The organism is Mesorhizobium sp. M1342 (assembly GCF_040317955.1).
Taxonomy (GTDB): Bacteria; Pseudomonadota; Alphaproteobacteria; order Rhizobiales; family Rhizobiaceae; genus Mesorhizobium.
The window spans coordinates 39,460-61,183 of sequence record NZ_JAMYLI010000015.1; the positions used below are offsets into that span (position 1 = coordinate 39,460).

Below are 21,724 nucleotides of genomic sequence, written 5' to 3' on the forward strand. Positions count from 1 at the left end.
AATGACCACGGAATCGGGACCCTGGTTTTTCGCGCAAAAGGGACCCCGGTATTGGGGTGTTGAAGGGCACGCCGGTAAGCGCCCGATCAGGCAAAGCTGGTCGGGGTTGCACAGCCTGATCGGGCGCGACTGATTGGCTTCGGACTTCAGATTTGAGAGCGGCTCTTGAAGCGCCAGGATTCGTTGCCAGTCTCGGCGATCTCGTAGTGATGGGTGAGACGGTGGAGCAGAACGGTTGTCATCTTGGCGTCGCCGAAGACGCTCGGCCATTCCCCGACGGCGAGATTGGTGGTGATGATGACGCTGGTGCGTTCGTAAAGTTTCGAGACCAGATGGAAGAGCAACTGCCCGCCGGCCTGGGCGAAGTGAAGATAGCCGAGTTCATCGAAGACGACGAAGTCCGAGCCAGGTAAGATGATCGGCAATGCGGCTGCCGGCCGGCACGGGTCTCGGTCTCGAGCCTGTTGACGAGGTCGACGACGTTGAAGAAGCGCCCGCGTGCGCCGTTGCGGATGAGAGAACGGGAATGGCGATCGCCAGATGCGACTTGCCGGTGCCTGTCCCGCCGACCAGGACGACATTGCGCTGATCGGCGACGAAGGCGCCGGCGGCGAGATCGCGGATCAGCCGGGAGCTGAAGATCTCCCGGAAGGTGGTGCGCAAGGTTTTGCGTCCTTGATCGACTTTCCCCGCACCAGCGACAGCCGGCGTATCTTTGCAATCGTCTCCACAACCAACATCCAAAACACAAATGCCTCCGATCAAACCGTAGGCATCTTGATGGCCCCATCGTTAAGGGGTCCCGTTTGGACGAAAATCACCCCTTAAACAGGATCCTCATTCCATGAAGAATCACAGGTTAAAGAGGTGCAGGCTGTAACTGCGCCGGCAACCGAAATCGCAGCTGGCTGGAGTTCCGTATCAAAGACGGGCGCCTTCTAGGCCCCGCCGCCAGCCTGATATTGGTGCAGTCGTCTCAAGCGGCGACCGCTTGTGAGTTTGACCGTGTCCACGCATCGGGCCCAGCTCTAGATGCCGCCGCCAATTGGGAACAACACGATGCCGCCCTAACCACCTCTCGACCTCAGCATCGTGATGTGAGATTGTCAAACATCTAGCCGCTGCTCCGTCAGTCGCGGGCCGATTTGGTTGAGCCGAGTCGCACCTCGGATTGGTACGGGAGAGATTCTGATGGGGCTAAGGACCAGAGGGGGCGACATCAGCCCCTTGGCGACCGAGATGCACCAGTCGCAGGCCGATGTCGCCCCAGAGGCCGCAATTACTCCTACCATCCCTCCAAGATCGGCTCCAGGAAGATCCCTACCGGGGGCAAGCTCGCCGGTAAACCGAGATGTGACGTTTGGACTCTTCGGTGAACGCACCTTGCCCCCAATCCCCCCAACGCTCTGCTAGCTTCAGTCCTGCGCATTCAGCCATGGTATCGAGTTCCTGATGATAAACATAGCGCACACGCTGCGGGAATCGTCTGACGGATGAACCAGAAAACCAAAGGAAGGTTGAAACCAAGGTCTGGTGTAGTGGATCGTGGATATACGCGTTGAGAATAGTATTCTCATGATCAACGAGCAGCGTGGTAGTTGTCGGGCCTCGGACGAGGCTCCCCAATACAGGCACCTCGACTTCTAACACTAGAGCGCCGTCATCATCCAGAGCCTCAGCGGCAGAGCGGAGGCAAGCTATTTGCGATTCACGCGTGACGAGCAGCATGAAGGTGTTGTAAACGCAATACACGAGATCATAGCGTTGCTGTAATCTAAAATTGGCGATGTCTCCTTTCCAAGCCTTCAGCAGGTTGTTGCGCTCGGCGAGCAGTTTTAACATGCTGTCCGAGTTGTCGATACCTTCGACCGTCACACCGCGCGCGCTCAAGGGCGCGGCCACGCGTCCCTCTCCGATACCAAGTTCAAGAGCATTGCGTCCACTAGCATATTTGACGAGAAATTTAACAGTATCTCCGACCTCGGCAACTCTACCTCGGAGTGAGGTATATTCCTGATATACTGACGACCAATTTTCGTCGTAGATTAGCTCGCTTACCATCTTCTACTCTCCTGTCTATTTACCGTTGTAATCACCACGGACTTTCGGCTACTCGGCGATGAGTACTAAATACCACTTGGCGACGGTACTACTAATTTAGGTAGATGCGTGGGTGAGGTGGTCGTTTTGTTGAGCGGCGGCAAGGACTCGATTGGCAGGATGTCGAAGAAATCAGGCTGGTTTAGCCAAGCCTGAATTGCCGGCGTTTCGGATCTAGAAGGGACCGGCAGGCGTGGTCGATGCAGACATGGTCGAACTCCCAGCCAGCGCCACGGGACTTGCCCTTTTGCGGATCGCCGGTGATGCGATGGCTGACCTGGCTGAGGCGACCGAGCTTCTTGATGTCGATATGGATCATCTCGCCGGGATGCTCGCCCCCCAGCGTCGGATCGGCTCGGCCGGTTCGATGTCGCTCAGCCGCGACAGTCCGGCACCCTTGAGAACCCGGCTGACGGTAGCGGACGAGACGCCGACGTCATGAGCGATGTGCCTGCCGGTCCAGCGTTGCCGCCGCAACGCAACGATGCGCTCGGCGACCGACGCAGCGGTGGCCTGTGGCATATGGGCGGGCCGCGAGGAACGGTCGATCATGCCGTAGACGCGCGCCCCATGGGCTTGGGAAAAGCACCTTCTATCACCGACAGCGCCATCTCCTCTCGACGCAGCGGCGTGAGACCACCCTCCGGTGAGTGCTGAAGCCTGGTAACTCCAGTCTCCTCGGTTCGGTCAACCTCCCGAAAGCTCTCACCTAGGCCGAGCAGCGGCCCCTAATATGGCAAGGAATGAGATCGCCGGAATCCAGCGCTCCCTGGCGTCCCTTGGCGCTAGCGAGACGACGTTCGGCCACGTCCGCGCCGAGGATGGTCGCAAGCTTCTGGCCTAGTGGGCCACTGAGGCGCGTTAGCTCCTTGCGGCCAGCCTCCTGCAGTTGACGGCGGCGATCAGTAACCTGTGCTTCCATGAAACCAGCGTCCATGAGCGCCTGGAGAGCGGCTGCGGGCTGAGTGAACGCGATTGTTGATCGGGAATTCGACAGCCAAGCGTCAACAACGGAACTCTCCGAGGCAAGCTCGGACCAGAGCCAATCGGCGGCAATGAACCAGCCGCCGGGTCTTAGCACACGTAGGACCTCCCTATATAAGGCCAGCTTCTCTGGGATGTGCAGCATGGCGTCCTTGGAGAAGACCAGATCGAAGCTGTCGTCGACAAACGGGAGACTACCCGGTGCGACTAACTGGAAAGTAATGCGCCCGGCGAGACCCTTCCTCGCAACCAGGTCGCGAGCCGATTCGACCAACTGCGGCTCGACATCGATGCCGACGACAGCGGTCGCGCCGTGCTTGGCCGCAAGCAGCACATCTACGCCACCTAAGCCAGAACCGATGTCGAGCACCCGGCTGCCGGAAAGATCGATCCCATTTAGCATCTGGGCAATCTCCTCCGGTCCGCCCGGCGAAAGGATGCCTTCGCCCCAGATGATTTCCAGCGCATCGGTCAAATCTTTGGGATACTGCATCGCTGACTCTCCTGTTCGGGGGTAGGTGTGATTTGTGGGCCGCCTGCTATTCGCTCGTCCTGGCTAGCACGACCGTAGGCCAGAACCAGCAAGGCGGAGAACATAGTGTTTTCGGAGGTGTTCAGGAGCTGCTAACCTTGGTGGCTTGACCCGTGAGCGTCGCCAGGTTGGTGTGCGTCAAGTTCTGCAAAAAGGAGGCGGCCATGACGCTGGATAGCGTGCCGACCATTTGGCAAGCCATGCGGCAAGATCAGCCTTGGCCTCTGCGAGATCGCGCCGGTCGTAGAGCCAGCGCAGCTCCTGCAGGGATACGTCGCCGTGTTTGCACCACCGTGGGCTCCTGGCGGCAACCTGCTGGCCACCTTGCGCGATCTTCCATGACACGCTGCAAATCCTTATTCCCGGCGGCGTGGCGCCGCGATCCGACGACAGCAGTCAAAAAGTGACAACACAAAATCCGCAGTAGACGCCCGCCCAGACGTCAGTAGCGCCCTGACCATGCCCGCCTTGCGGGCCACTGGCGGAAAGGGCGAGTTTCGCAACTTTCAACAAACAACGGCAAAAAGCCAACGGTGGCCTTCGCCTCCGTCAGAGGCAAGGCTCGGACCCGCCATTTCTCAGAGCCTGACCGGAAGCAATCGAAGTCGCCCGCGACAGTGGTGAGCGTCTCAGTGGTCGTGTCCATCAGGTGGTGTAGCTCGGCGGTAGCGAAGCCGCTCACGAGCGCGCCGTTAGTAGCGCTGTAGCGAGCGAGCGGCGTGTGGGTGGTCATCGGGTAAGTGTCGTCGATCCACAGGTATGGCCAATCGCTCTCGATCGGCCGATCGAGGAAGGCCTTCTGACACGTGGCGGCCTGCGCGGCGTCAAGCTCGTCGTCTCCGATGCTCACGAAGGCCTCAAGGCGGCCGTCACCAAGGTGCTGTGCGCGACATGGCAGAGGTGCCGCGTCCACTTCATGAGGAACGTGCTGGCCCATGCCGGCAAGAGCGGCCGCAGGGTCGTCTCAGCCTTCATCGCCACCGCTTTCGCCCAGGAAACGCCCGAGGCCGCGTCCGTACAATGGCGCGCCGTCGCCCCAAGGAACATCGCGCCAAGCTCCACTCGACGAATCCGATCGAACGTAACCGCTGTTCTCAGGCCACGGCCTTGAGCGGCGCGGGGGCATAGGCCCAGGGCAGCAGGTCGTCGAGCTGGCTTTGCGGATGGCCTGCGACGATGCGGGTGATGACGTCGGCGAGGTAGGCGTACGGGTCGACGCCATTGAGTTTCGCGGTTTTTTATGCCGACCGCCAAGCTATGCCGAGTGAGCAAGTTTTTACCAACACTTTCCTCAACGTAGCGGTAGCTGAATCGGCATAGCTTAGGCTCTCTCCGTCGCAATTGACGCGAAGGAGAGGACACATGAATGCAAGTGACTACCTGCAACGCAGCACACTGTTTCGGAAGCTGATCCACGGGCCGTATGGCGAGTTTGCACGCGTTTATGCGGGCAGATTGTCGGATGAAGGCTTCGGTCAGCAATGCACATGGCGATCGCTAAGCCTATTTCGTGAGCTGAGAGACTGGCATCTCGGCAACGGGCACGATCTCCAGGATTTAAATGAAGATCATGTCGAGCGGTTTCTTGAGCACCGTTCCAAACACTGGAGCATCGATTTGGGCGACCGCGCTGCGCTCCGGCGCTTGCTTGCCGCGTTACGGCAAGAAGGCTTGATACCAGCCGCCCTTCCGATTGAGCGCACGGAGCACGAGCGGATTGTTGATGTGTTCGCGGCTTACCTCACGAGTGAGAGAGGGCTCGCCGCCTCGACGGTGGAAAGTCACAAGCTGCTCTCACACCGATTTCTGCAGGAGGTCTGTGCGGCTGGCGCAGATGGGTTTGCAGCGCTCACCCCGGAGATCGTCATCGGCTATGTCGAGCGACATGCTCTCGATGCTCCGCCGACAGCGGCAAAGCGATGTGCGGGGTGGTGCGCACCTTCCTGCGCTATTTGCATCTGAAGGGCTTCATTTCGGTAGCCTTGGCCGATTGTGTGCCGTCGATCCGTCGCTGGCGGCTTGCTGGCCTGCCAACCTTCCTGCCACCACAGAAGGTTCAGTTGGTTCTCGATGCCTGCGATCGGACCACGGCAATGGGGCTTCGCGACTATGCGGTTCTGATCGCGCTGGCCAAGCTCGGCTTGGGCGCCAGCGAGGTTGCGGCGCTCAGTCTTGACGATATCGATTGGCAGTCGGGCAGTGTCCTCGTCCATGGCAAGGGACGGCGGCAAGCGATGATGCCGCTACGCCACGACGTCGGTGCAGCTATCGTCGCCTACATCCGGCATGGGCGACCGGCTTCACCGTGATCGCGAAGGAGGCCCTCGAGCGGGCGGATATTCACGGCTATGCGCACCACGGCGCGCACCTCTTCCCCCACAGCCTTGCGACCGACCTGCTGCGGTCGGGGCCAGCTTTGCCGAGATCGGCCAGTTGCTTCGTCACCGGAGCATCGACAGCACAAGGATCTATGCCAAGCGCGACATCGAGAAGCTGCGCGAACTGAGCCTGCCCTGGCCGGGAGGTGTCCAACGTCTTCGAACAGCGCTCGAGCGCTATGTGGGCATGCGCCGGGACTGGGATACAACTATCATGGCCCTGCTCGACGGTTGTCGGATTTCGTCACCTTCATGGAGGCTCGAGGCGCCGAGACCACCACCACGGCGTTGGCAATGAAGTGGGTGACGTTGATCGGCCGACAACCGAGTTGGTCCATCCACCTGACCATGACGGAAGTGCCACCTCAAGACGCTGTGCCGCCGGCGCGGCGGGCAAAGCCCTACATCTATACGGATGCTGAGATCACGGCGCTTCTGGCGGCGGCACTGGCGCTGCCGCCGGCCAACGCCCTCCGTCGCTGGACATATCATTGCCTGTTCGGATTGATAGCGGTCGCCGGGCTACGCCGTTCCGAAGCGCTGGACTGCGCCGAGACGACGTCGATCTCGACCAAGGTGTCCTCACCATTCGGGAGACGAAGTTCGGCAAGTCGCGGCTGGTCCCGCTCCATGCCACGACGGTCGCCGTGCTGTCGGACTACGCCGCGCGACGCAACGCGCATCTCGTCGCGCCTCGTAGCCCCTATTTCTTTGTCGCCGAGCAGGGCGGCAGATTGCTGCACCAATACGTGCACCGGGTGTTCTGGCAGCTGTCGCGACAGATCGGTCTGCGGCAGCGGGGACAGCGCAATGGTCCGCGGGTTCACGATCTTCGTCACCGTTTCGCCGTCCAGGCCCTGACCAACTAGTATCGTGCGGGCGAAGATGTCGAGCGGGAACTGCCGGTCCTCTCGACCTTTCTCGGCCACGCCAATGTTCGCGACACCTACTGGTATCTATCCGCCGCGCCGGAGCTAATGACCCATGCTGCGCGACTGCTGGATGAGCGGTGGGAGGTTCGCTCATGAGGGCCTCGAGGGATTTAGCCGTGCTGATCGAGCGGTGGTTCACCGATCGGCTCATGCGACATCGAGGCGTAAGCTCCAACACCATGGCCTCCTATCGCGACCACTTCCGGCTCCTGTTTGCATTCGCGCAGACACGCCTTGGCAGGTCTCCGACGCAGTTGACACTGCGGGATTTGGACGCGCCTTTCATCGGCGCATTTCTAGAGGACTACCTCGAGACACTGCGGTCCGCCTCAGTGAGGACCCGGAACCTCCGCCTCACAGCCATTCGGTCTTTCTTCAGATATGCGTCCTTCGAGGAGCCGGCCCATAGCGCTCAGATTCAACGCGTGCTCGCGATCCCGAGCAAGCGATGCGACAAGCGACAGCTTCAGTTTCTCACCAGGCCCGAGATTGAAGCGATCCTGGCCTGTCCGATCGCAGCACATGGCTGGGACGGCGTGATTACACTCTGCTGTTGCTGGCCGCGCAAACAGGCCTGCGGGTCTCGGAGATCATCGATCTCAACCGGGACTCGGTCATGCGTACTTCGCTCCTTGCGGCCCTTGCCAACGCAAACGACCGACTTCTTGAATTCCTGAACGCCCTTTGAGCATAAGAACTATGCCGAGTGTCAACGACCGGCTCTCGGTCGAAATGGCGGGCAAAGCGCTTCATACCGCCATATCTCAAGCCGTCGAACCGGCTCCTCGTCCCTGGGCTTAAGCGTAAGCTCTGAAATCGTCACGTGTCGAAGCCCTCAAAGGCTCCGAGCATCGTGGCTCGCGACCGCGCGCGAAAGGTGGCGCCGGGACAGCGCTCACGATCGAATGTCTCAACGGCGAGATCAAGCGGCGCACCGAGGTCGTCGGAATCTTCCCGAACGACGATGCGATCGTGCGCCTCGTCGGCGCAATCCTGCTCGAACAGAACGATGAATGGGCAGTGCAGCGGGCCAGATACATGACTCTGGAAACGATCAGCCAGATGAGCGATGATCCCCTGATCAGCCTGCCAGCCGTGGCGCGCTGATCAGCCCGGCCCATGCCGGAGAGCACGGCGACTAATGCCGCCAGCTACACCACGCCGCGGGACACGATCGTCTCAGTTGCACATTTCATCCCCGAGTCACATTTTCGACAATGATACTCAACTAAAATTTACATAAAAAAAAGCACGGGGTCGCGGTGAACTAATAACGTATTTGGACGCTTGCCGGCCCGCTTTGAAGTCCCGCCTGCGATGGACGTCGCACCAGAGCCGCGACGACCCAACAGCTAGTGCTTCAGCGATTGTTCATCTGAAATCCTGCGGAAGGAGAGACCCTGAAAAACGCGCGAATCATTCTCCCTGCAGTTCGAGGCCTGATAGCCAGATTGTCCAACCAGTTTCCTTTGACCGCCGTCAATGCATTCCAAGAACTCAGCTAGTCCGCCCGTTGCACTCGAGTTCGGCCGATTTCTGGACCAAGCTGAAGGTGTTGCTGGAGCCGAACAGTTGTTCGACTTGCTATCTGATTTCGCGCGGAATTTTGAATGCCCGTGGATCGCCTATTGCCATCTTACACAAGGGAAAAAGTCATTGAAGGCAGATCAACACGAACTGCCAGTGATGTTGACCTATCCTGAAGAATGGCAGAAGCGCTATTTCAAAATGGGATTTGACCGGATAGATCCGATTATCAAGAAGAGCCGCAAAAGGGCAGCCGCTTTTCGATGGAGTGATGTCTATAACGACGCCAACACGACTGAAGACGAGCGACGGTTTTTGGAAGAGGCTTCGAGGTTCGGCTTAGGATCAAGCCTTACTGTTCCATTACATGGCCCTGATGGCAATCTTTCTGTGATGACTTTTTCCAGATCTTGCGAGTACGACTTCCTGAATAGCACTATTACCTACCTGTCACTCGCTGCATTGCACTTCCATACTAGAACGACTTGGTATAAACCCGCAGATTTAATCGATAGTAGTTCTTGCCTTTCTCTTAGAGAGAAAGATTGTATCCTATGGACAGCAAGAGGCAAGTCTTCTTGGGAGATAGGGGTTATCCTAGGAATATCGAAAGACACTGTCAATTTTCATATAAAGAACGCAATGAGAAAATTTGACGTCAATAGCAGGACTGCCGCAGCCACCAAAGCATTAAAACTCGGTATTATAGATATTTAAATCGGCATGAAAAGAACCGTGACGCTAACTCCGTTCTGAAAATCAGAGATGAGCGTTCTGCGGATCATATTGCCGCCCATTGCCAAAAGAGCCATGACGTTAGAGACGTTGATGCGCTGCTCGTAGTCGCGAACGAGCCACCGCCTGAGCCAGCCGAAGGTACGCTCGACCAACCCAGCGGTGGCGCTAGGCTTCTATGCCCTTCTGGTCGACGGATCCGGCGGATTCTCGACCACGAAGTCCAGATAGGCGGCCTTGTCAATGAGCTTCGGCCGATCGTAGGAGCCGTCGGCGAACTGGTGTTTCACCCAGGGCCAGCCCTTGCGGATGCCATCCAAAAATCGCCTGAGCCCGGCACTGTCCGAGATGTCGGCCGGCGATAGATTGACCATGAACAGCCGCCCTTATCGACGGTAGTGTGGCGCTTGCGGCCGACAAGCTGGCTCGCGGAGCCTACGCCGGGCTGTCGATCACGCCCGCCGTGGGACTGGCCTCGCGCCAGGGTCGCGAGCGGTCCAGCGGCGTCAGGTCGTGGATGGTCTGGAACAGAAGCGCCGCGCCAACTCCCGACCAGCCCGTAGACCGTCTGCCAGGCGCCGAAATGGATCGGCAGCATCCGCCAGCCGCAAGCCGAGCGCACAACGTAGCGCACCGCGTTGATCACCCAACGTATACCAAACTCGCGCGGACGGCCGGGGAGCCAAAACTTGAGCACGAGCCGAGCGATCTGTTCCCACATTCATCCGTCAGATCGGACGGGTAGCGCTTGGTCTTCTTGCCATGTTGGCCATCGGGCCACCGCTCTGTTCGGTCCACACATCCACAGCTTTGATTCGCCCAAACCTCCGCCGAACTCCCACTTTCCGAATTTTCCAAACTCCTCTTAGATTTGAGTGCAGTGCGACACTGGCCACCACAAGGTCAGGGACCACAGATTGCTCCTGTTAGCCAAGGGCTGGAAAGGGTGTAATCGACCAACCGATTAAATCGACGGCACGCTGCAGTATCGCCTCAGTTTGAGAAAGGCTGGGGGAAACGGCGATGACATGTCCAATAGTATCTTGGAAATCTCCTTTCCTGATGATCGGAGTCTGGGGTTTAGTATAAATTTTGACCTCGACTATACCTGGTACGGCAGCCGCCCGACTGTCGCCATCGATCCAATCAAAGATGCCATCCTGATCTGGAAGTAGGAACCGCGCGGCCGCAACCTGCGTATGCCTTCTGCGCAAATCCCATTCCTCGCCGATCACAAGCCTGATGTGCTCGGTGATGAGATCGACCCCATGTGCCAGCTGAATCAGCCGAGGAGTGGTCCACCCCGGAAGGCGCGGATTGACTTCGATGACTACTGGGCCACACTTGGTCCACCGAAATTCAATGTTCGCTGGTCCCCAGCCAAGGTCCAGACATCGCAAACAGCTCAGTGAAACGTCGGCAATGCGTTTATATTCGTATTCCGTCAGTAGGGCCGGGAAGACGCTGCCACGGACAACGAAATGTGGCGGGCGGTCGAAGCTGGCGGCACCCACTGCAATGACCTCATCTCCGACTGTGTCAGCACTATACTGGGGTCCCTGGGCAAATTCCTCGATCAGTATCCTCGACGAAGTCCCATGTGTCGGCTCCCGAGCCAGCAGATAGGCCGTGTGCCTGGCCAACTCGTCGACATTGCGGCACAATCGCACACCGCAGCTGCCGCTACCGACGGCTGGCTTGACAATCACCGGTAGGCCGATCTCCATTGCACAGCTTTTTACGTCTGCCGCATCCATTGCCAAGCGATAAGCAGGCATTGGGATGCCGGCTACGGCAAGGAGTTGACGTTGAGTGTATTTATCGCAGCATCGTTCGATGGATGCCGGGTCCGGTCCGGGCAGACCGAAACGCTGGCAGAGCTTGCCAACTGTCGCATAGATCGACTCGTCTACGCCCGAAAAGCCTGTAATACCAGCAATGTCACAGGTTGCACGTAGCTGGGAACATTCGCGGATCAGTGCATCGCAATCGTCTGTATCTACACGGATGGTCTCAAGGCTTTCCGGTGCAAGATAGTCGTACTGAGCTGGATCGGCAGACAACGTAACTGGATGAAGCCCAAGACGCTTGGCCGCGGTAACGTATTGCAGACCAATACTCCTGTGGCCTTCAACCAGGATGAGCGCTCTTCTTGCCATTCGGCATCGCCTCCGTGAAGTGCAGTGCGGCGGCCTGACCTTAAACACGGGTCAGCCGCGGTGAAGGTAGCAATATGAGCGGTCTGGGTTGCAAAGGTTCTGTGAATTTAACTTGAAGATCTGTTGCAGTCTCTTGGCTCCGCCAGACAGGTTTGATGTTTGACCCTGGCTTCGGCCCTGACGGTTCAGATCATCATTGTGAGGACGACCACCTCGAAAGTTTGGCCGCAGCGCGCCAGAGGCCGGTACCCCATTTTGTGGGATATTCGTTTCAATCGCACGCGCTCCGCCCGCCTACAGCACCCTATGCCAGCCATGTTCGGTTGAATACGTCCATGTTCGGTACTTGACACACTGATGTACGAGTATTCCCGCAATTACATCGTTAAAGATTTGGCTTCGCTCGTCTTGCTCTCACAATCTCTTGGCGGCACGCCCGTTGCAAACGGCACGGTGAAGGAAACGTTATGATCACGGGTCCCGCAATCTCCAACCCGGAGGACTAAATGAAACTTGCGCAAACCAACCAGATGAAGCGGGATTCGGAGGCGGGTACTGCTGATTGCGAGAACCAGAGCCTGAGCGAGTATGTGCCAAACGCGCCGGCGACCGCACCGTCCCGCGTTTGCCTGCCCACAAGCTCTGAAACGCGGGCCCGAACAGCGATCATGAAATTCATCGAGGGGACGCGCGTCGTTACAGAAGGTGAGCTGGAAGCCAACGGTATTACGCGTTACCAAGTCACAAAATTCTACCGTGAACAGGTCAGAACCAGTGGTTACCGCGACCAGCTTAGATACATTGTCGAGCCCTCATTCGACGAGTTCGAGAGCTCCGGCAGCCTGGATACGAGTGGCGAGCACGACAATACGGTCATGCCTGGACTACAGCACAAATATCCCCAGACCGGGTTGTTGCTTGTAACTGACCGTTGCGTGTCTTACTGCCGTTATTGTTTTCGTAAACGCATCGTTGGCAAGCAGTCCCATGAAATCACAACTGACTTCACCGAGATTGCGCGTTATATTACCAAGCATCCTGAGATGACAAATGTATTGCTTTCGGGAGGCGATCCTTTCGCGCTCAGTACCGCCACGCTTAGCAAAATTCTTGATCATCTACTGCCAATACCGCATTTGGAGTCGATCCGATTCGGCACAAAAGCAATCGCCTACCAGCCCAAGCGGTTTGACGATCCCGCTTTGCCGGGTTTGTTCCAACGGATCCATGAAGCGCGCAAAGCCTCGGTGGTCGTCACACATTTCGACCACATCGGTGAAATCTCAGTGGACGCGGAGCGCAATATTCGCTCTTTGCGTGCACAGGATGTACAGTTTCTCAATCAATCCGTGCTTCTCGCGAAAGTCAACGACGATTCGGAGATTTTGGCAGCGACCTTCGCCAAGTGCCATCAAATCGGTGTCCGTCCATATTACCTCTTTCAGGGCAGGCCGGTGAAGGGCGCCTCACACTTCCAGGTGTCGCTGCGCCGCGGAACAGAGATTGTACGCGGCATCAACCAACGTCTCAGCGGCATCCAAAAAACATTCAAATACATTATGTCTCATTACACAGGCAAGATTGAGATCCTTGACCTTGGAGCCGATAGCCGAGTCTACATGCGATACCATCAAAGCAAGAATCTGGAAACGATCGGAAAGATCTTTTCTAGACCACACCGCGAGGGCGCTTGCTGGTTGGATGATTTGCCCGAAGCATGAGATCGAAAGCCGTGCGATGCTGATTGCCGAGACAGAGCGCACGGATCACAAAGCGCGCGGTTCCCAGGTGGCGAGCCGTGACCTGGTGTTGACGACTTTCCCGCTCCCGGATTGCCACTCACGACAGGTATGCAGGACTGCTTCACGCGCATGCACTATAGGCGAAACGCTCACCGCCAATACGTAGGAGCTGTCATGGGGTCAGCGTCGTCGTTGATCTGCCGACCGGCCCGAGCGAGCCGCGCTCGACCGTGCTCTCGATGGAGGAAGAGGCGGTCATCGTTGCCTTCCGGCGCTACACGTTGCTGCCGCTTGACGATTGCCTCTACGCGCTTCAGCCGAGATCCCGCATCTGACGTGATCTTCAATGCACCGCTGCTTGCAGCGCCATGGCATCGGCCGGCTTTCCGATGTCGAGTGCGACAGGCCTGCGAAGAAGAAGTTCAAGAGCTACCCGATCGGCTACTTCCACATCGGCGCTGGAGAGGTGCGGGCCGAGCAGGGCAAGCTCTATATGTTCGTCCGAAATTCGCCTTTGTCTAGTTGCACGAGAAGGCCCCACAGCCGTATCAAGAGACTTTCTGCTGCGGTTTTCGCGCCCGTGGCCTACAAAATTCACACCGTGCTTACGACAATGGCATCCAGTTCACCACCACCGGTTCCGGTGGCTCGGCGGTGCCGCTGACCAGGAAGGCAATCGCCCAATGGCGAGATCTTCCGCGCTGACGCCTTCGAATACTCCTGCGCCAGGTAGGACGTCGAGCACCGCACGACCAAGGCCAAGCATCCTAAGATCTAGGGCCAGATCGAGAGATTGAACCGGGTCAAGGATGCCACTGTCAAGCGCTTCCACTACGAGTACGACCAACTCCGCGCCCATCTCGCCGGCTTCGTCGCCGCCTACAACTTGCTCGCAGGCTCAAGACTCCGAAGGGGCTCACGCCCTACGAATTCATCGGCAAATGGGCTGACCAGCCCTAACAGTTCATCGTAAATCCGCTCCAGCAAATGCCGGGACTAAACACCTAGGCTAGTGTCTGTCAATGAGTTCTTGCACCCTCTGTTTGCGTAGCATCTCGGCGCGTGCCCAGTGATCGCATAGGTCGACATATTTCAGTTGGGTGTCCCGAAGGAATTTTTTGGCTGCGGAAATCTGGCCCTCAGTTGATCGCTTTCCCGGTCCTCCTCCGAACCGCAGAGCATCCCTACCCTCTTCGAGACTAGCTGGCAACGCGTCAGCGAGATGTCTGATCAACTCGCTGCGGCGTTCAGCGGCGCTGCTATGCAGAGATAAGCGTCTGGCAATCTCCGCAACTTTTGTGTGTGCTTCTCTAAAAGGAACGCCTTGCGACGTCATCCGTTCTACGGCGATCGTCGTCATTGATGCACCATCCTCCAGATAGTCACGCATCGACAGAACTTTGAAAGACATGAACTTCACGATTAGCGACGTGAGGGTTATGGCGCGCTTTAGCGCTTCTTCTGCGAGGCTTAGTGAAGAGCAGCCGTGGTTGCTTACCTCGATTGAGTTACTGAAAGGTGCTTTGTAGATTGCCGTTGCTGCAGAAACGTAGGCCCCGATCACCGAGCTTGCCGCCCCTTTAATGTGTTCCAGCAGAAAAGGGTTCTTTTTTTGTGGCAGCATGGAAGAGCCGCCAGCTAGATTGTCGGGCACCTCGATAAGCGCGAACTCCCGCGTAGTCCAAACCTGAAGGTCCTGGGCCAAACGGCTGAGCAATATCGAGATACCAGCGAAGATTGAAAGTCCGTGCACGTGATGATCGCGACTTGCGACAGCATCAAGTGAGTTGAATGACGGCACTTCGAACCCCAGAAGGTTTGCGGTCTTTAACGCATCTATAGGCAAGCTGGTGCCTCCGCCTGCACCAGCTCCCATAGGGCAGTTTTTTCTGATGCCTTCCAACAGCGAATGGAGGCGCTGGCGCTCGCGACCTAGAGCGAAGAAGACGCCAAGCAGGTAGTGCCCTGGCGATCCCGGGAGCGCAATTTGATATTGACTGTACAACGGAGCCACTAGGCTCGATGCTTCCTCCACCCGTTCAAGTAGGGCATCTTGTGCGATTCCTATCTCTTGCGAGATGGAACATGCAGCTTCCCGAAGCACCAGAAGAGAGATGGTCGCGTTCAAGTCGTTGCGGGATCTCGCGAGGTGGAGCCAGCCAGCCTTTTCGGAGCCAGCTCTTGCGGCAAGTTCGGCCTCATAGGCCAGATAGACACCACGCGGAGCATCGCGGCCCTCCAAAGGCCGAAAGCCCTCGTCCTGGAGGGCCAAGATGTGCTTGAGGAGATCGGCAGCCACTGCCTGACGGACCAGGCCTTGGTCCGCGAGCATCACCATATGTGCTTCGTCTATGGTGGCCTGGTACCGCAGAAGGCGACCGTCACGTGCAATTTCGATTGGTGGAGCGAGCAACTTCATCGCTTCGGGATGCAGGTTCCACTTGCTCTGGCTTGACCCCGCGACTTTGTGGTTGTCCGCTTGCCAAGGAGCCGCCTCAATCTCGATCACAATGGAGTCAATCATCCGTTCAGCCGCTATGGCTGCGACAGTAAGTTCATCAGCAACGCCTATGGCGTAAGCGATCCGATCTCTAAAATCGCCATATATTTGAAGTTCCTCCCCCTCAGATTTTAGAAGAGCTGCCTCAGGTACTGCATCGTCTCGACTTCGAGAAAAGCTCAGGCGTTTGAGCTTACCAGCCTTATCAGCAAGGGAAAAACGAATGGCTCCCGCCTTCGTGCTCGCTCGGAGGGGCGTGAACGCGTCCCCGGCGTAAAGCTTGATTGTCATATCCAGAACTGACGTGCCCAAGGCGTGCGAAAGCATGACTGGAATCATCCCTCCGGCCAGCCTGGGGTTGACCTCGATGATGACAGGGCCCCACTCGGTTATCACGAACTCCACATGAGCCGGTCCGAAATTCAGACCCAGAGCCGATGCCGCGCCCGCGGCAAAGGAAGCCAGGTCCTGGAGGAATGGCTCAGGAAGGGGAGCCGGAAAGTCGTGCCCTACCTCGACAAAGCAAGGAGTGGGGCCTTTGTGCTTTGCGAGAATTCCAAGGCAATGCAGCGCGCCATCGTGAGCAACTATCTCTGCAGAGTATTCCCTACCCTCTAAATATTGCTGGATGAGGATCTCGGGACTGGTCAGTTCCACTTGATCTAACAGTGCGATTTGTGCGCTCTCAAACGCCTTGATGGCAGCTGTAACGCTTTCGCACAGCCGCACGCCGCTACTACCGCTTCCGGAGACTGGTTTCACGACGACCGGCAGAGTGACTCGGCTAAGAATTTTCTCGACGTCTGTGATGGATGTGGCCAGACGAGTTGCAGGAATCGCGATTGATTGTCGCTGCAACTCGAGTGCTTGCTTCCATTTGTTTCGGCATGTGACTATGGCCTCCGGGTCCGTCGCGGGTAATCCCATTGCCGTCGCGACACGTGACGCAGTCTCCACGAAATAGTCGGACGATGAGTATATCGCCTTCAGCCGCCCTATTTTGCTAGCCACCCCAATGACGTCATCCGGACTGCCCGTTTCAGCTTCGATCACTTGAAGCGCCGCGGAGTCTTTTAAAAACGGGTAGCGCGCTCGATTACGTGTAACGAGATACGGTTCAAAGCCCAAGACTCGGGCCCGCTTCATTAATAGCTCGCCAGTGCCGGTCGTATTGCTTTCTACAAAAAGGAAGCTACCTCGGCTCATCACACTCGCTCCAAACGTTTAAGACCGCTTCCCGGGTTTTCCGCTTCCAAAGATATCGGTTCCATGGTGGGAGTGCCGTGGACGGATGGTTTTCGGTCGCCGGGGCATCCAGTAGATCGCCTTCATTTAGAGATCCGTTCTGCTTGAGCCACTCGCGATCGTATACAGCTTCCACGTAGCGGTGGCCTTCGTCCGGGCAAATGACGACTACAGTCTCTTCTGGATATTGCCGGGCGCGCCACCGCCCCACCACATAGCTCGCTCCGGATGTCGGACCGGCGAAGACGGCGTGCCACTCGTGGAGGAGTCGCGTTGCGGTAAATGCGAGTGGAGCCGAGATGAAATGCACTTCGTCATACAGTTCATGCTTCACGTTCTTGGGCACAAGACTGTTCCCCAGCCCCCGCAGCTTGCGTTCGCCATCCTTTTGGCCGAAGATCACGCTACTGAAGGTGTCCACCCCGATCAGGCGTGCGCTAGGCGCTTTTTGGCGGAGGCGCTCTATTGTTCCGCAAGTAGATCCGCCTGACCCTACAGATCCGACCAACGTTACGTCCGAGCCGAACATCTCTGCTATTTGGTCGGCGAAGAGCTTATAGGCTGCTGGATTATCCGGTGTTTCGTACTGTCGGGGCCAAAAGCAAAAGTGGCCCAGCTGTCTCATCCTAACGTGCAAGGCATCGAGACGGCTTCTTTGATAGCCACCCTGCTTCGCCTTTTCAGTTATTATCACGACCTCGGCTCCCAAGGAGTTCAACCGGTTTTCCAGGCCTTTGTCCATCACCGGGTCTGTGAAGATTTCAAGTTGGAAACCATATTCCCGGCAGACTACTGCTAACCCCAGCGCGAAGGTTCCGCTCGAAGTTTCGAGAACTTTCATGCCGTACGTCAGAGTCTCCCTGGCCAGCGCTTGTTCAATGATGTACTTCGCGGGAAGAAGTTTCATGAACGCGAACTGCGCAACATAAAGGTTTGTCTCACACCTTATTATGCTGGGGAGGACATAGGCATCTGAGTAGCCGGAGAATGGTAGGCGTTTGGGACGAGCGTTCATCCTGCTTACCTCACTGAAAGCTAGTCATGGTCAGATATATTTTTGGCGAGTCATCGAACTCCGATACATGAGCGAGCACGGACCGAAGCTTCCGTGGAAAGTCAGCGGCCATTCGATCAAGCAGAATTCCACTCATTGTGCCGCTGTGCGCGACTATGATCCCGAGGGCGTCAGTAGCTTCGGATGCTTTCAACATTGAGTTCAGGTGCTCCTTTGGACTTCGCTCCTGGTGCAGGAGCGCGCTGGCCGTAGCTATTCTGCCTATTGTGGTCGCGTCACCCTGCGGAATCGCTGTCCGCGCCCGGTCGAGTAATTCGCCATATTTTGCCCTGTGGCTGGCCGAGATTTCACCTCGTCGTTGATCATAGTCGACGGTTTCGACCATCCCTCCTTCATCAATACCCACGATTGCAAGTGGCGGCATTTGCCCAAGGAAGGAGAGAAGGCGACATGCTCGCTGCTGATATGCGACCACCCCTGGGTACATCACCCCGTCGGATGGCTCGATTTCCGCCATTAGTTTCTCGATCAATGACGTGCGGATTCTACGGTTGAAGCAGCGCGCGATCGACCGTGCAGCCGCGACAAGATCCGCAGACGAACTCGCCAGTCCTTTGCCTTCGGGAAGTTCCGATTGCAAAAGCAGAATTCCTCCTGGGGCGCCGAGCGCACTCACAAGATTCTCAGCTAGCTGTTTTGCTTTGACTTTATGGGACGGATAGACAGTCACGGATCTTGTGTCCGCAATCGGCGTGAAGTGAGCCCTCGCAAAGAGCGCGATCGGCATCGTGACCAAGAAGTGAGAATCCTGGAGAACAGAGTCCGCCGCCAGTTGGCCTTGCAGCAGCTCGCCGAATGTGCCGCAACAAAGAGCGCCGCTGGAGTGAACCTTTGGCTCCTGCCCATCCTCGGCCAAGTTCTGGGCCGCCTCTGCGCCATCGAACATCTGATGACACATGTATGGGCTCCAAACTTCATCGGCGGCCGCTTCGAGAATTTCTCTGGTCGACATGCTCGGGTCGCTTCCTGATTGGCTCGCGTTTCGGATGGGATACTTTCGAGTACCTGGGCACCTGCGATGGCACCTGCGATCCGCTCGGTGAACGTAGCACTGGCAGCGAGTTTTGTTCGCAAAGCTTCTGTGAAATTATTTGTAAGGCCTGTTGCGCTGTTGATTGCCGGCGACGCGGCATCCAGCATCTGGCGAAACTCGTTGGGCGGGCGTCCGAAAGGGCTCCGCCTTAATCAATCAATGATCCAGCTTTGCCCTTAGTCTGATCGACAACGGTGCACCAAGCTCTCAGCCTCTGCCGAAGCTCGCTGCTGTTGTGAAAATGCCTGTCCAACGTGAACGCCTGCCTCCTTCGCCGAAGAAAGCAGACTTCGGAGACAGCCGGTGGAAGGCTCCAGAAGCTGCCCCGGATTGCGTCAGCTCACACTCTGTGCGTCGGCAAGGTGAAGCGATCACTTTGCTCATCAGAGGCGATTGGTCATGGTTGGCGGTGCGAGCCTTCTGCGTGAGTGATTACGTCAGCGCAGTCCGGCGAAAGCTATAGCGTGGCTTGTGGCTCGATTTTGACCCTGTCGAGGGCGATCATGCTGTTAAATTTCTTCACGTTCGAATCGGTATTTAGCTTCGTCTTAACAAATGCCTTGAAAGCTTCGAGGTCATCCACGGCCAGGACTAGGACGAAATCGGCGCTGCCCGTGGTCAGGTAGCACTCGGTTACCTCTGTGGCGGCTCGCATCAAGCGCTTGAATCTTTCGACAAGCTCAAGACAGATTCGATCAAGCTCTACTAGCACTATCACGATGATCATTTTTTTCAACCAACCCTGTTGATCTGGAAGCAAAACTTACCGATGCCAGGAGCGACATTGACTTCGGTATCGCAACGTCGAACGATCGATGCTGCCCCAACCATCAAATGGCTCACGCTACTCGGGCACGGCAGACCATAACAGGGTTGATCCATTGGACACTCATCAAATCGCCTGCGGGTCGGAGAGCCATATGCCATCCGATGTTCTACCAGTTAGATGCGCGCCGCTGCTGGCTAGCGCGCGTCAAAAGCGCAATGCAGGCGGTTCCAACCACCTACGCACCACGAGAGCATACGCAAGCAGCGTGCCGAATGGGACACCTCTTGTATTTGCTTTGCGATGGAGCTCGGAACCAACGATGTTGGTGCGTTCTCTGACAACGCTGTCGAACACCGGACAACGGCTGATTGGCTGCAGCGCGAAAGACCCAGGCCTGTTCAGCAGACGTCCTTGCTCCCGCCAACGCCTAATGGGCATCTGCGCATGGTCCGGCGCGGTTCCAGCAGAATAAGGATGACACCAATGTCACCCCACCCCGATCCGAGATGAGGGCAGGAGTTGGGCACGACGACGGAACGAGCCCGGCGTCATGGATCGTCATGGCTTGCTGCACATCACCGCTGCAGCGAGCTCAACTCGTCGTTCACATCACCATTGGCCAGGGAACGCTGCCCAAAGTCGTCGAACAGGTCGCCAAGATAGCACGTTATATCGCAACGCGTCGACTGGGCAATCTGCTTCAAAGGGATTAGGTCTGTCCCCTTTAGTCCTTTATCGGTCGCTTTCGCCCGCTTCCGAAATCGTTGCGAAGGTTTACACGGCGACCCTATCAAAACCGGTATGTGACGCCTGCACCTGGTTCTCGTCCGCAAGCGTATTTGCACAAAGCAGAAGCCCGGGGGGTTCCAACGGACGGGAACTCAACCGCGGTTGCCGGCGGTTTTCGCAGCCATCATTAAAAGCGCGTTCCGAAGTAGGCGGTTCACCCCGGCCGATGACCTTAGCGCAGCCGTCCGGCTCGGGTATTCGCAGGCAGGCGGATCCGGTCTCATGCTTCTTCGGTGCTGTACAGATGCAACAGCTGACGGCCGGCGGCCGTCGCGGCAAGTCCCAGCCGGGGCGCTGCTGACGGGCCGGTGCCTGCACGAGCGGCGGAGGCGACATAATCAGGACGGACAGATGTGCGCCGGCGCACAAGCTTGCAGCTGTTCTGACATCGCGATCGGAGTGATCAGCTCCCGCTACGCTGAGTATGCTTTTGAAGGCCATCTGACTGCTCCCCCTGTATGTCGCGCCCGTAGCGCGTTTCGAAGCCGCAAGACTTGCCTTCCAACGAAGATGGAGAGGGGCACACCATCCGTTCGCGATTCAGTCGTCTGGCTTCTCGAGCGAGTAGCCGGCAGACCTGACAGTACGAATGACGCTACCTGGCGAGGCCGCCTTCAGCGCCTTTCTCATCCGGCTGATATGGACGTCGACAGTGCGTTCACCGATATGGATATTGTCCGGCCAGGCCGCGTCGATCAGCTCGTCTCGGCTGAAGACCTTGCCGGGAGCCTCAAGAAAATTGCCGCAGCAGGTTGAATTCGAGAGGTCCGAGATGGATGTCGTGGCCATTACCTCGAACCCGGTGAGCATCGAGCTTCATCTCAAGGCTGCCGCAACTGAGCCAACTGCCGTATGAGATGCCTGATCGTGAGGTTGCCACCGTCGAGGCCTGGCTCGCCGACCATCCTCAGATCGAAACCGTCTTGCGGGACCGCGGCGGCGGTTACGGTGAAGCCACCGCCAAGCGTTCAGGTCGCCGCCCTCCGGCGGCGGGCGACGTCTGGTCGGGTGGGCGTCCTTGTCGGTAACGCAGAGGAGCTGATTTGCCTGGTCGCGGGCGCCGACACCGCCAATCTTTCTTTGCATGCTCTAGCCAGCTTAGGCTTGACTGAAGGAGCGTTGCGCGAAGGTCACCACTGCTGGGCGACGTCATCGGCCAACTATGCGCAGACTTTGGGCGGGATCATGTCGAGCTTCTCTGAGCTGCACGACATCCTTTGCCTT

The 21,724-nt window shown here is 57.5% G+C and carries 15 protein-coding genes and 9 pseudogenes; 10 read left to right on the forward strand and 14 right to left on the reverse strand.

All coding sequences use genetic code 11. From position 1 onward, the window contains the following. Positions 1-146: 146 nt before the first annotated feature. Positions 147-627: pseudogene (locus NKH06_RS17115) on the reverse strand (ATP-binding protein); the annotation flags it as partial. On the opposite strand from NKH06_RS17115, the gene NKH06_RS17120 reads away from it, so the two are divergent. Beyond that, a complete protein-coding gene (locus NKH06_RS17120; RefSeq protein ID WP_352893566.1) occupies positions 541-828 on the forward strand; it encodes a hypothetical protein in 288 nt (95 codons plus the stop codon). The pseudogene NKH06_RS17115 and the gene NKH06_RS17120 sit on opposite strands and share 87 nt — an antisense overlap. A 492-nt stretch (positions 829-1,320) precedes the next feature. Here the strand turns inward: NKH06_RS17120 and NKH06_RS17125 are convergent, their stop codons facing one another. The 5 genes and pseudogenes from NKH06_RS17125 to NKH06_RS17145 all read right to left on the reverse strand — a co-directional run bounded on the left by NKH06_RS17125 (position 1,321) and on the right by NKH06_RS17145 (position 4,466). Beyond that, entirely contained in the window at positions 1,321-2,061 is a 741-nt protein-coding gene (locus NKH06_RS17125) for a class I SAM-dependent DNA methyltransferase (protein WP_352893497.1), read from the reverse strand. Between the two features lie 223 nt (positions 2,062-2,284). Then, positions 2,285-2,711, reverse strand: a pseudogene (locus tag NKH06_RS17130) (transposase family protein); the annotation flags it as partial. 98 nt (positions 2,712-2,809) lie between these two features. Continuing rightward, the gene (locus NKH06_RS17135; RefSeq protein ID WP_352893498.1) at positions 2,810-3,577 is read right to left on the reverse strand and encodes a class I SAM-dependent methyltransferase; all 768 of its coding nucleotides are present in this window, start codon (positions 3,575-3,577) and stop codon (positions 2,810-2,812) included. Between the two features lie 201 nt (positions 3,578-3,778). Further along, positions 3,779-3,901 (reverse strand): annotated as a pseudogene (locus NKH06_RS17140) (transposase); the annotation flags it as partial. Positions 3,902-4,058: 157 nt separating this feature from the next. Further along, entirely contained in the window at positions 4,059-4,466 is a 408-nt protein-coding gene (locus tag NKH06_RS17145) for a hypothetical protein (protein ID WP_352893567.1), read from the reverse strand. Here NKH06_RS17145 and NKH06_RS17150 point away from each other — a divergent pair. Beyond that, positions 4,416-4,699 (forward strand): annotated as a pseudogene (locus tag NKH06_RS17150) (transposase); the annotation flags it as partial. The gene NKH06_RS17145 and the pseudogene NKH06_RS17150 sit on opposite strands and share 51 nt — an antisense overlap. 11 nt (positions 4,700-4,710) lie before the next feature. Here NKH06_RS17150 and NKH06_RS17155 read toward each other — a convergent pair. Then, positions 4,711-4,854, reverse strand: a pseudogene (locus tag NKH06_RS17155) (transposase domain-containing protein); the annotation flags it as partial. Between the two features lie 124 nt (positions 4,855-4,978). On the opposite strand from NKH06_RS17155, the gene NKH06_RS17160 reads away from it, so the two are divergent. The 6 genes and pseudogenes from NKH06_RS17160 (at position 4,979) to NKH06_RS17185 (ending at position 9,170) form a co-directional block, all read left to right on the forward strand. Further along, complete coding sequence (locus NKH06_RS17160) at positions 4,979-5,578, forward strand: site-specific integrase (protein ID WP_352893500.1); 600 nt, start codon at positions 4,979-4,981, stop codon at positions 5,576-5,578. After that, positions 5,545-5,925: a tyrosine-type recombinase/integrase gene (locus NKH06_RS17165; RefSeq protein ID WP_352893501.1), complete on the forward strand. Its 381-nt coding sequence runs from the start codon at positions 5,545-5,547 to the stop codon at positions 5,923-5,925. The genes NKH06_RS17160 and NKH06_RS17165 overlap by 34 nt, the downstream gene beginning before the upstream one ends. Positions 5,926-6,485: 560 nt before the next feature. Beyond that, complete coding sequence (locus tag NKH06_RS32040) at positions 6,486-6,863, forward strand: tyrosine-type recombinase/integrase (protein WP_502914494.1); 378 nt, start codon at positions 6,486-6,488, stop codon at positions 6,861-6,863. 155 nt (positions 6,864-7,018) lie between these two features. Next, positions 7,019-7,545 (forward strand): annotated as a pseudogene (locus tag NKH06_RS17175) (tyrosine-type recombinase/integrase); the annotation flags it as partial. A 281-nt stretch (positions 7,546-7,826) separates the two neighbouring features. Next, positions 7,827-8,033: pseudogene (locus tag NKH06_RS17180) on the forward strand (transposase); the annotation flags it as partial. A 375-nt stretch (positions 8,034-8,408) separates the two neighbouring features. Further along, entirely contained in the window at positions 8,409-9,170 is a 762-nt protein-coding gene (locus NKH06_RS17185; protein WP_352893503.1) for an autoinducer binding domain-containing protein, read from the forward strand. On the opposite strand, the pseudogene NKH06_RS17190 reads toward NKH06_RS17185, so the two are convergent. Together NKH06_RS17190 and NKH06_RS17195 are read right to left on the reverse strand one after the other, a co-directional pair. Further along, positions 9,167-9,988: pseudogene (locus NKH06_RS17190) on the reverse strand (IS5 family transposase). The gene NKH06_RS17185 and the pseudogene NKH06_RS17190 overlap by 4 nt on opposite strands. Before the next feature lie 126 nt (positions 9,989-10,114). Beyond that, positions 10,115-11,347 (reverse strand): ATP-grasp domain-containing protein, encoded by a 1,233-nt coding sequence (locus NKH06_RS17195; protein WP_352893505.1) that lies wholly within the window; start codon positions 11,345-11,347, stop codon positions 10,115-10,117. Between the two features lie 506 nt (positions 11,348-11,853). Here NKH06_RS17195 and NKH06_RS17200 point away from each other — a divergent pair. Next, positions 11,854-13,068, forward strand: a complete 1,215-nt coding sequence (locus NKH06_RS17200; protein ID WP_352893507.1) for a KamA family radical SAM protein — start codon at positions 11,854-11,856, stop codon at positions 13,066-13,068. A gap of 209 nt (positions 13,069-13,277) precedes the next feature. Further along, a pseudogene (locus tag NKH06_RS32045) lies at positions 13,278-14,049 on the forward strand (transposase family protein); the annotation flags it as partial. Between the two features lie 49 nt (positions 14,050-14,098). On the opposite strand, the gene NKH06_RS17205 reads toward NKH06_RS32045, so the two are convergent. The 5 genes from NKH06_RS17205 to NKH06_RS17225 all read right to left on the reverse strand — a co-directional run bounded on the left by NKH06_RS17205 (position 14,099) and on the right by NKH06_RS17225 (position 21,310). After that, on the reverse strand, positions 14,099-16,795 hold the full coding sequence (locus tag NKH06_RS17205; RefSeq protein WP_352893508.1) for a lyase family protein: 2,697 nt from the start codon (positions 16,793-16,795) through the stop codon (positions 14,099-14,101). Continuing rightward, on the reverse strand, positions 16,782-17,849 hold the full coding sequence (locus NKH06_RS17210; protein WP_352893510.1) for a cysteine synthase family protein: 1,068 nt from the start codon (positions 17,847-17,849) through the stop codon (positions 16,782-16,784). The genes NKH06_RS17205 and NKH06_RS17210 overlap by 14 nt, the downstream gene beginning before the upstream one ends. Before the next feature lie 10 nt (positions 17,850-17,859). Beyond that, the gene (locus NKH06_RS17215; protein ID WP_352893512.1) at positions 17,860-18,861 is read right to left on the reverse strand and encodes a GHMP family kinase ATP-binding protein; all 1,002 of its coding nucleotides are present in this window, start codon (positions 18,859-18,861) and stop codon (positions 17,860-17,862) included. Between the two features lie 538 nt (positions 18,862-19,399). Further along, positions 19,400-19,669, reverse strand: coding sequence for an Lrp/AsnC family transcriptional regulator (locus tag NKH06_RS17220; protein WP_352893513.1), 270 nt, complete (start codon positions 19,667-19,669; stop codon positions 19,400-19,402). A 1,371-nt stretch (positions 19,670-21,040) separates the two neighbouring features. After that, positions 21,041-21,310, reverse strand: coding sequence for a winged helix-turn-helix domain-containing protein (locus NKH06_RS17225; protein WP_352893514.1), 270 nt, complete (start codon positions 21,308-21,310; stop codon positions 21,041-21,043). Between the last annotated feature and the right edge of the window lie 414 nt (positions 21,311-21,724).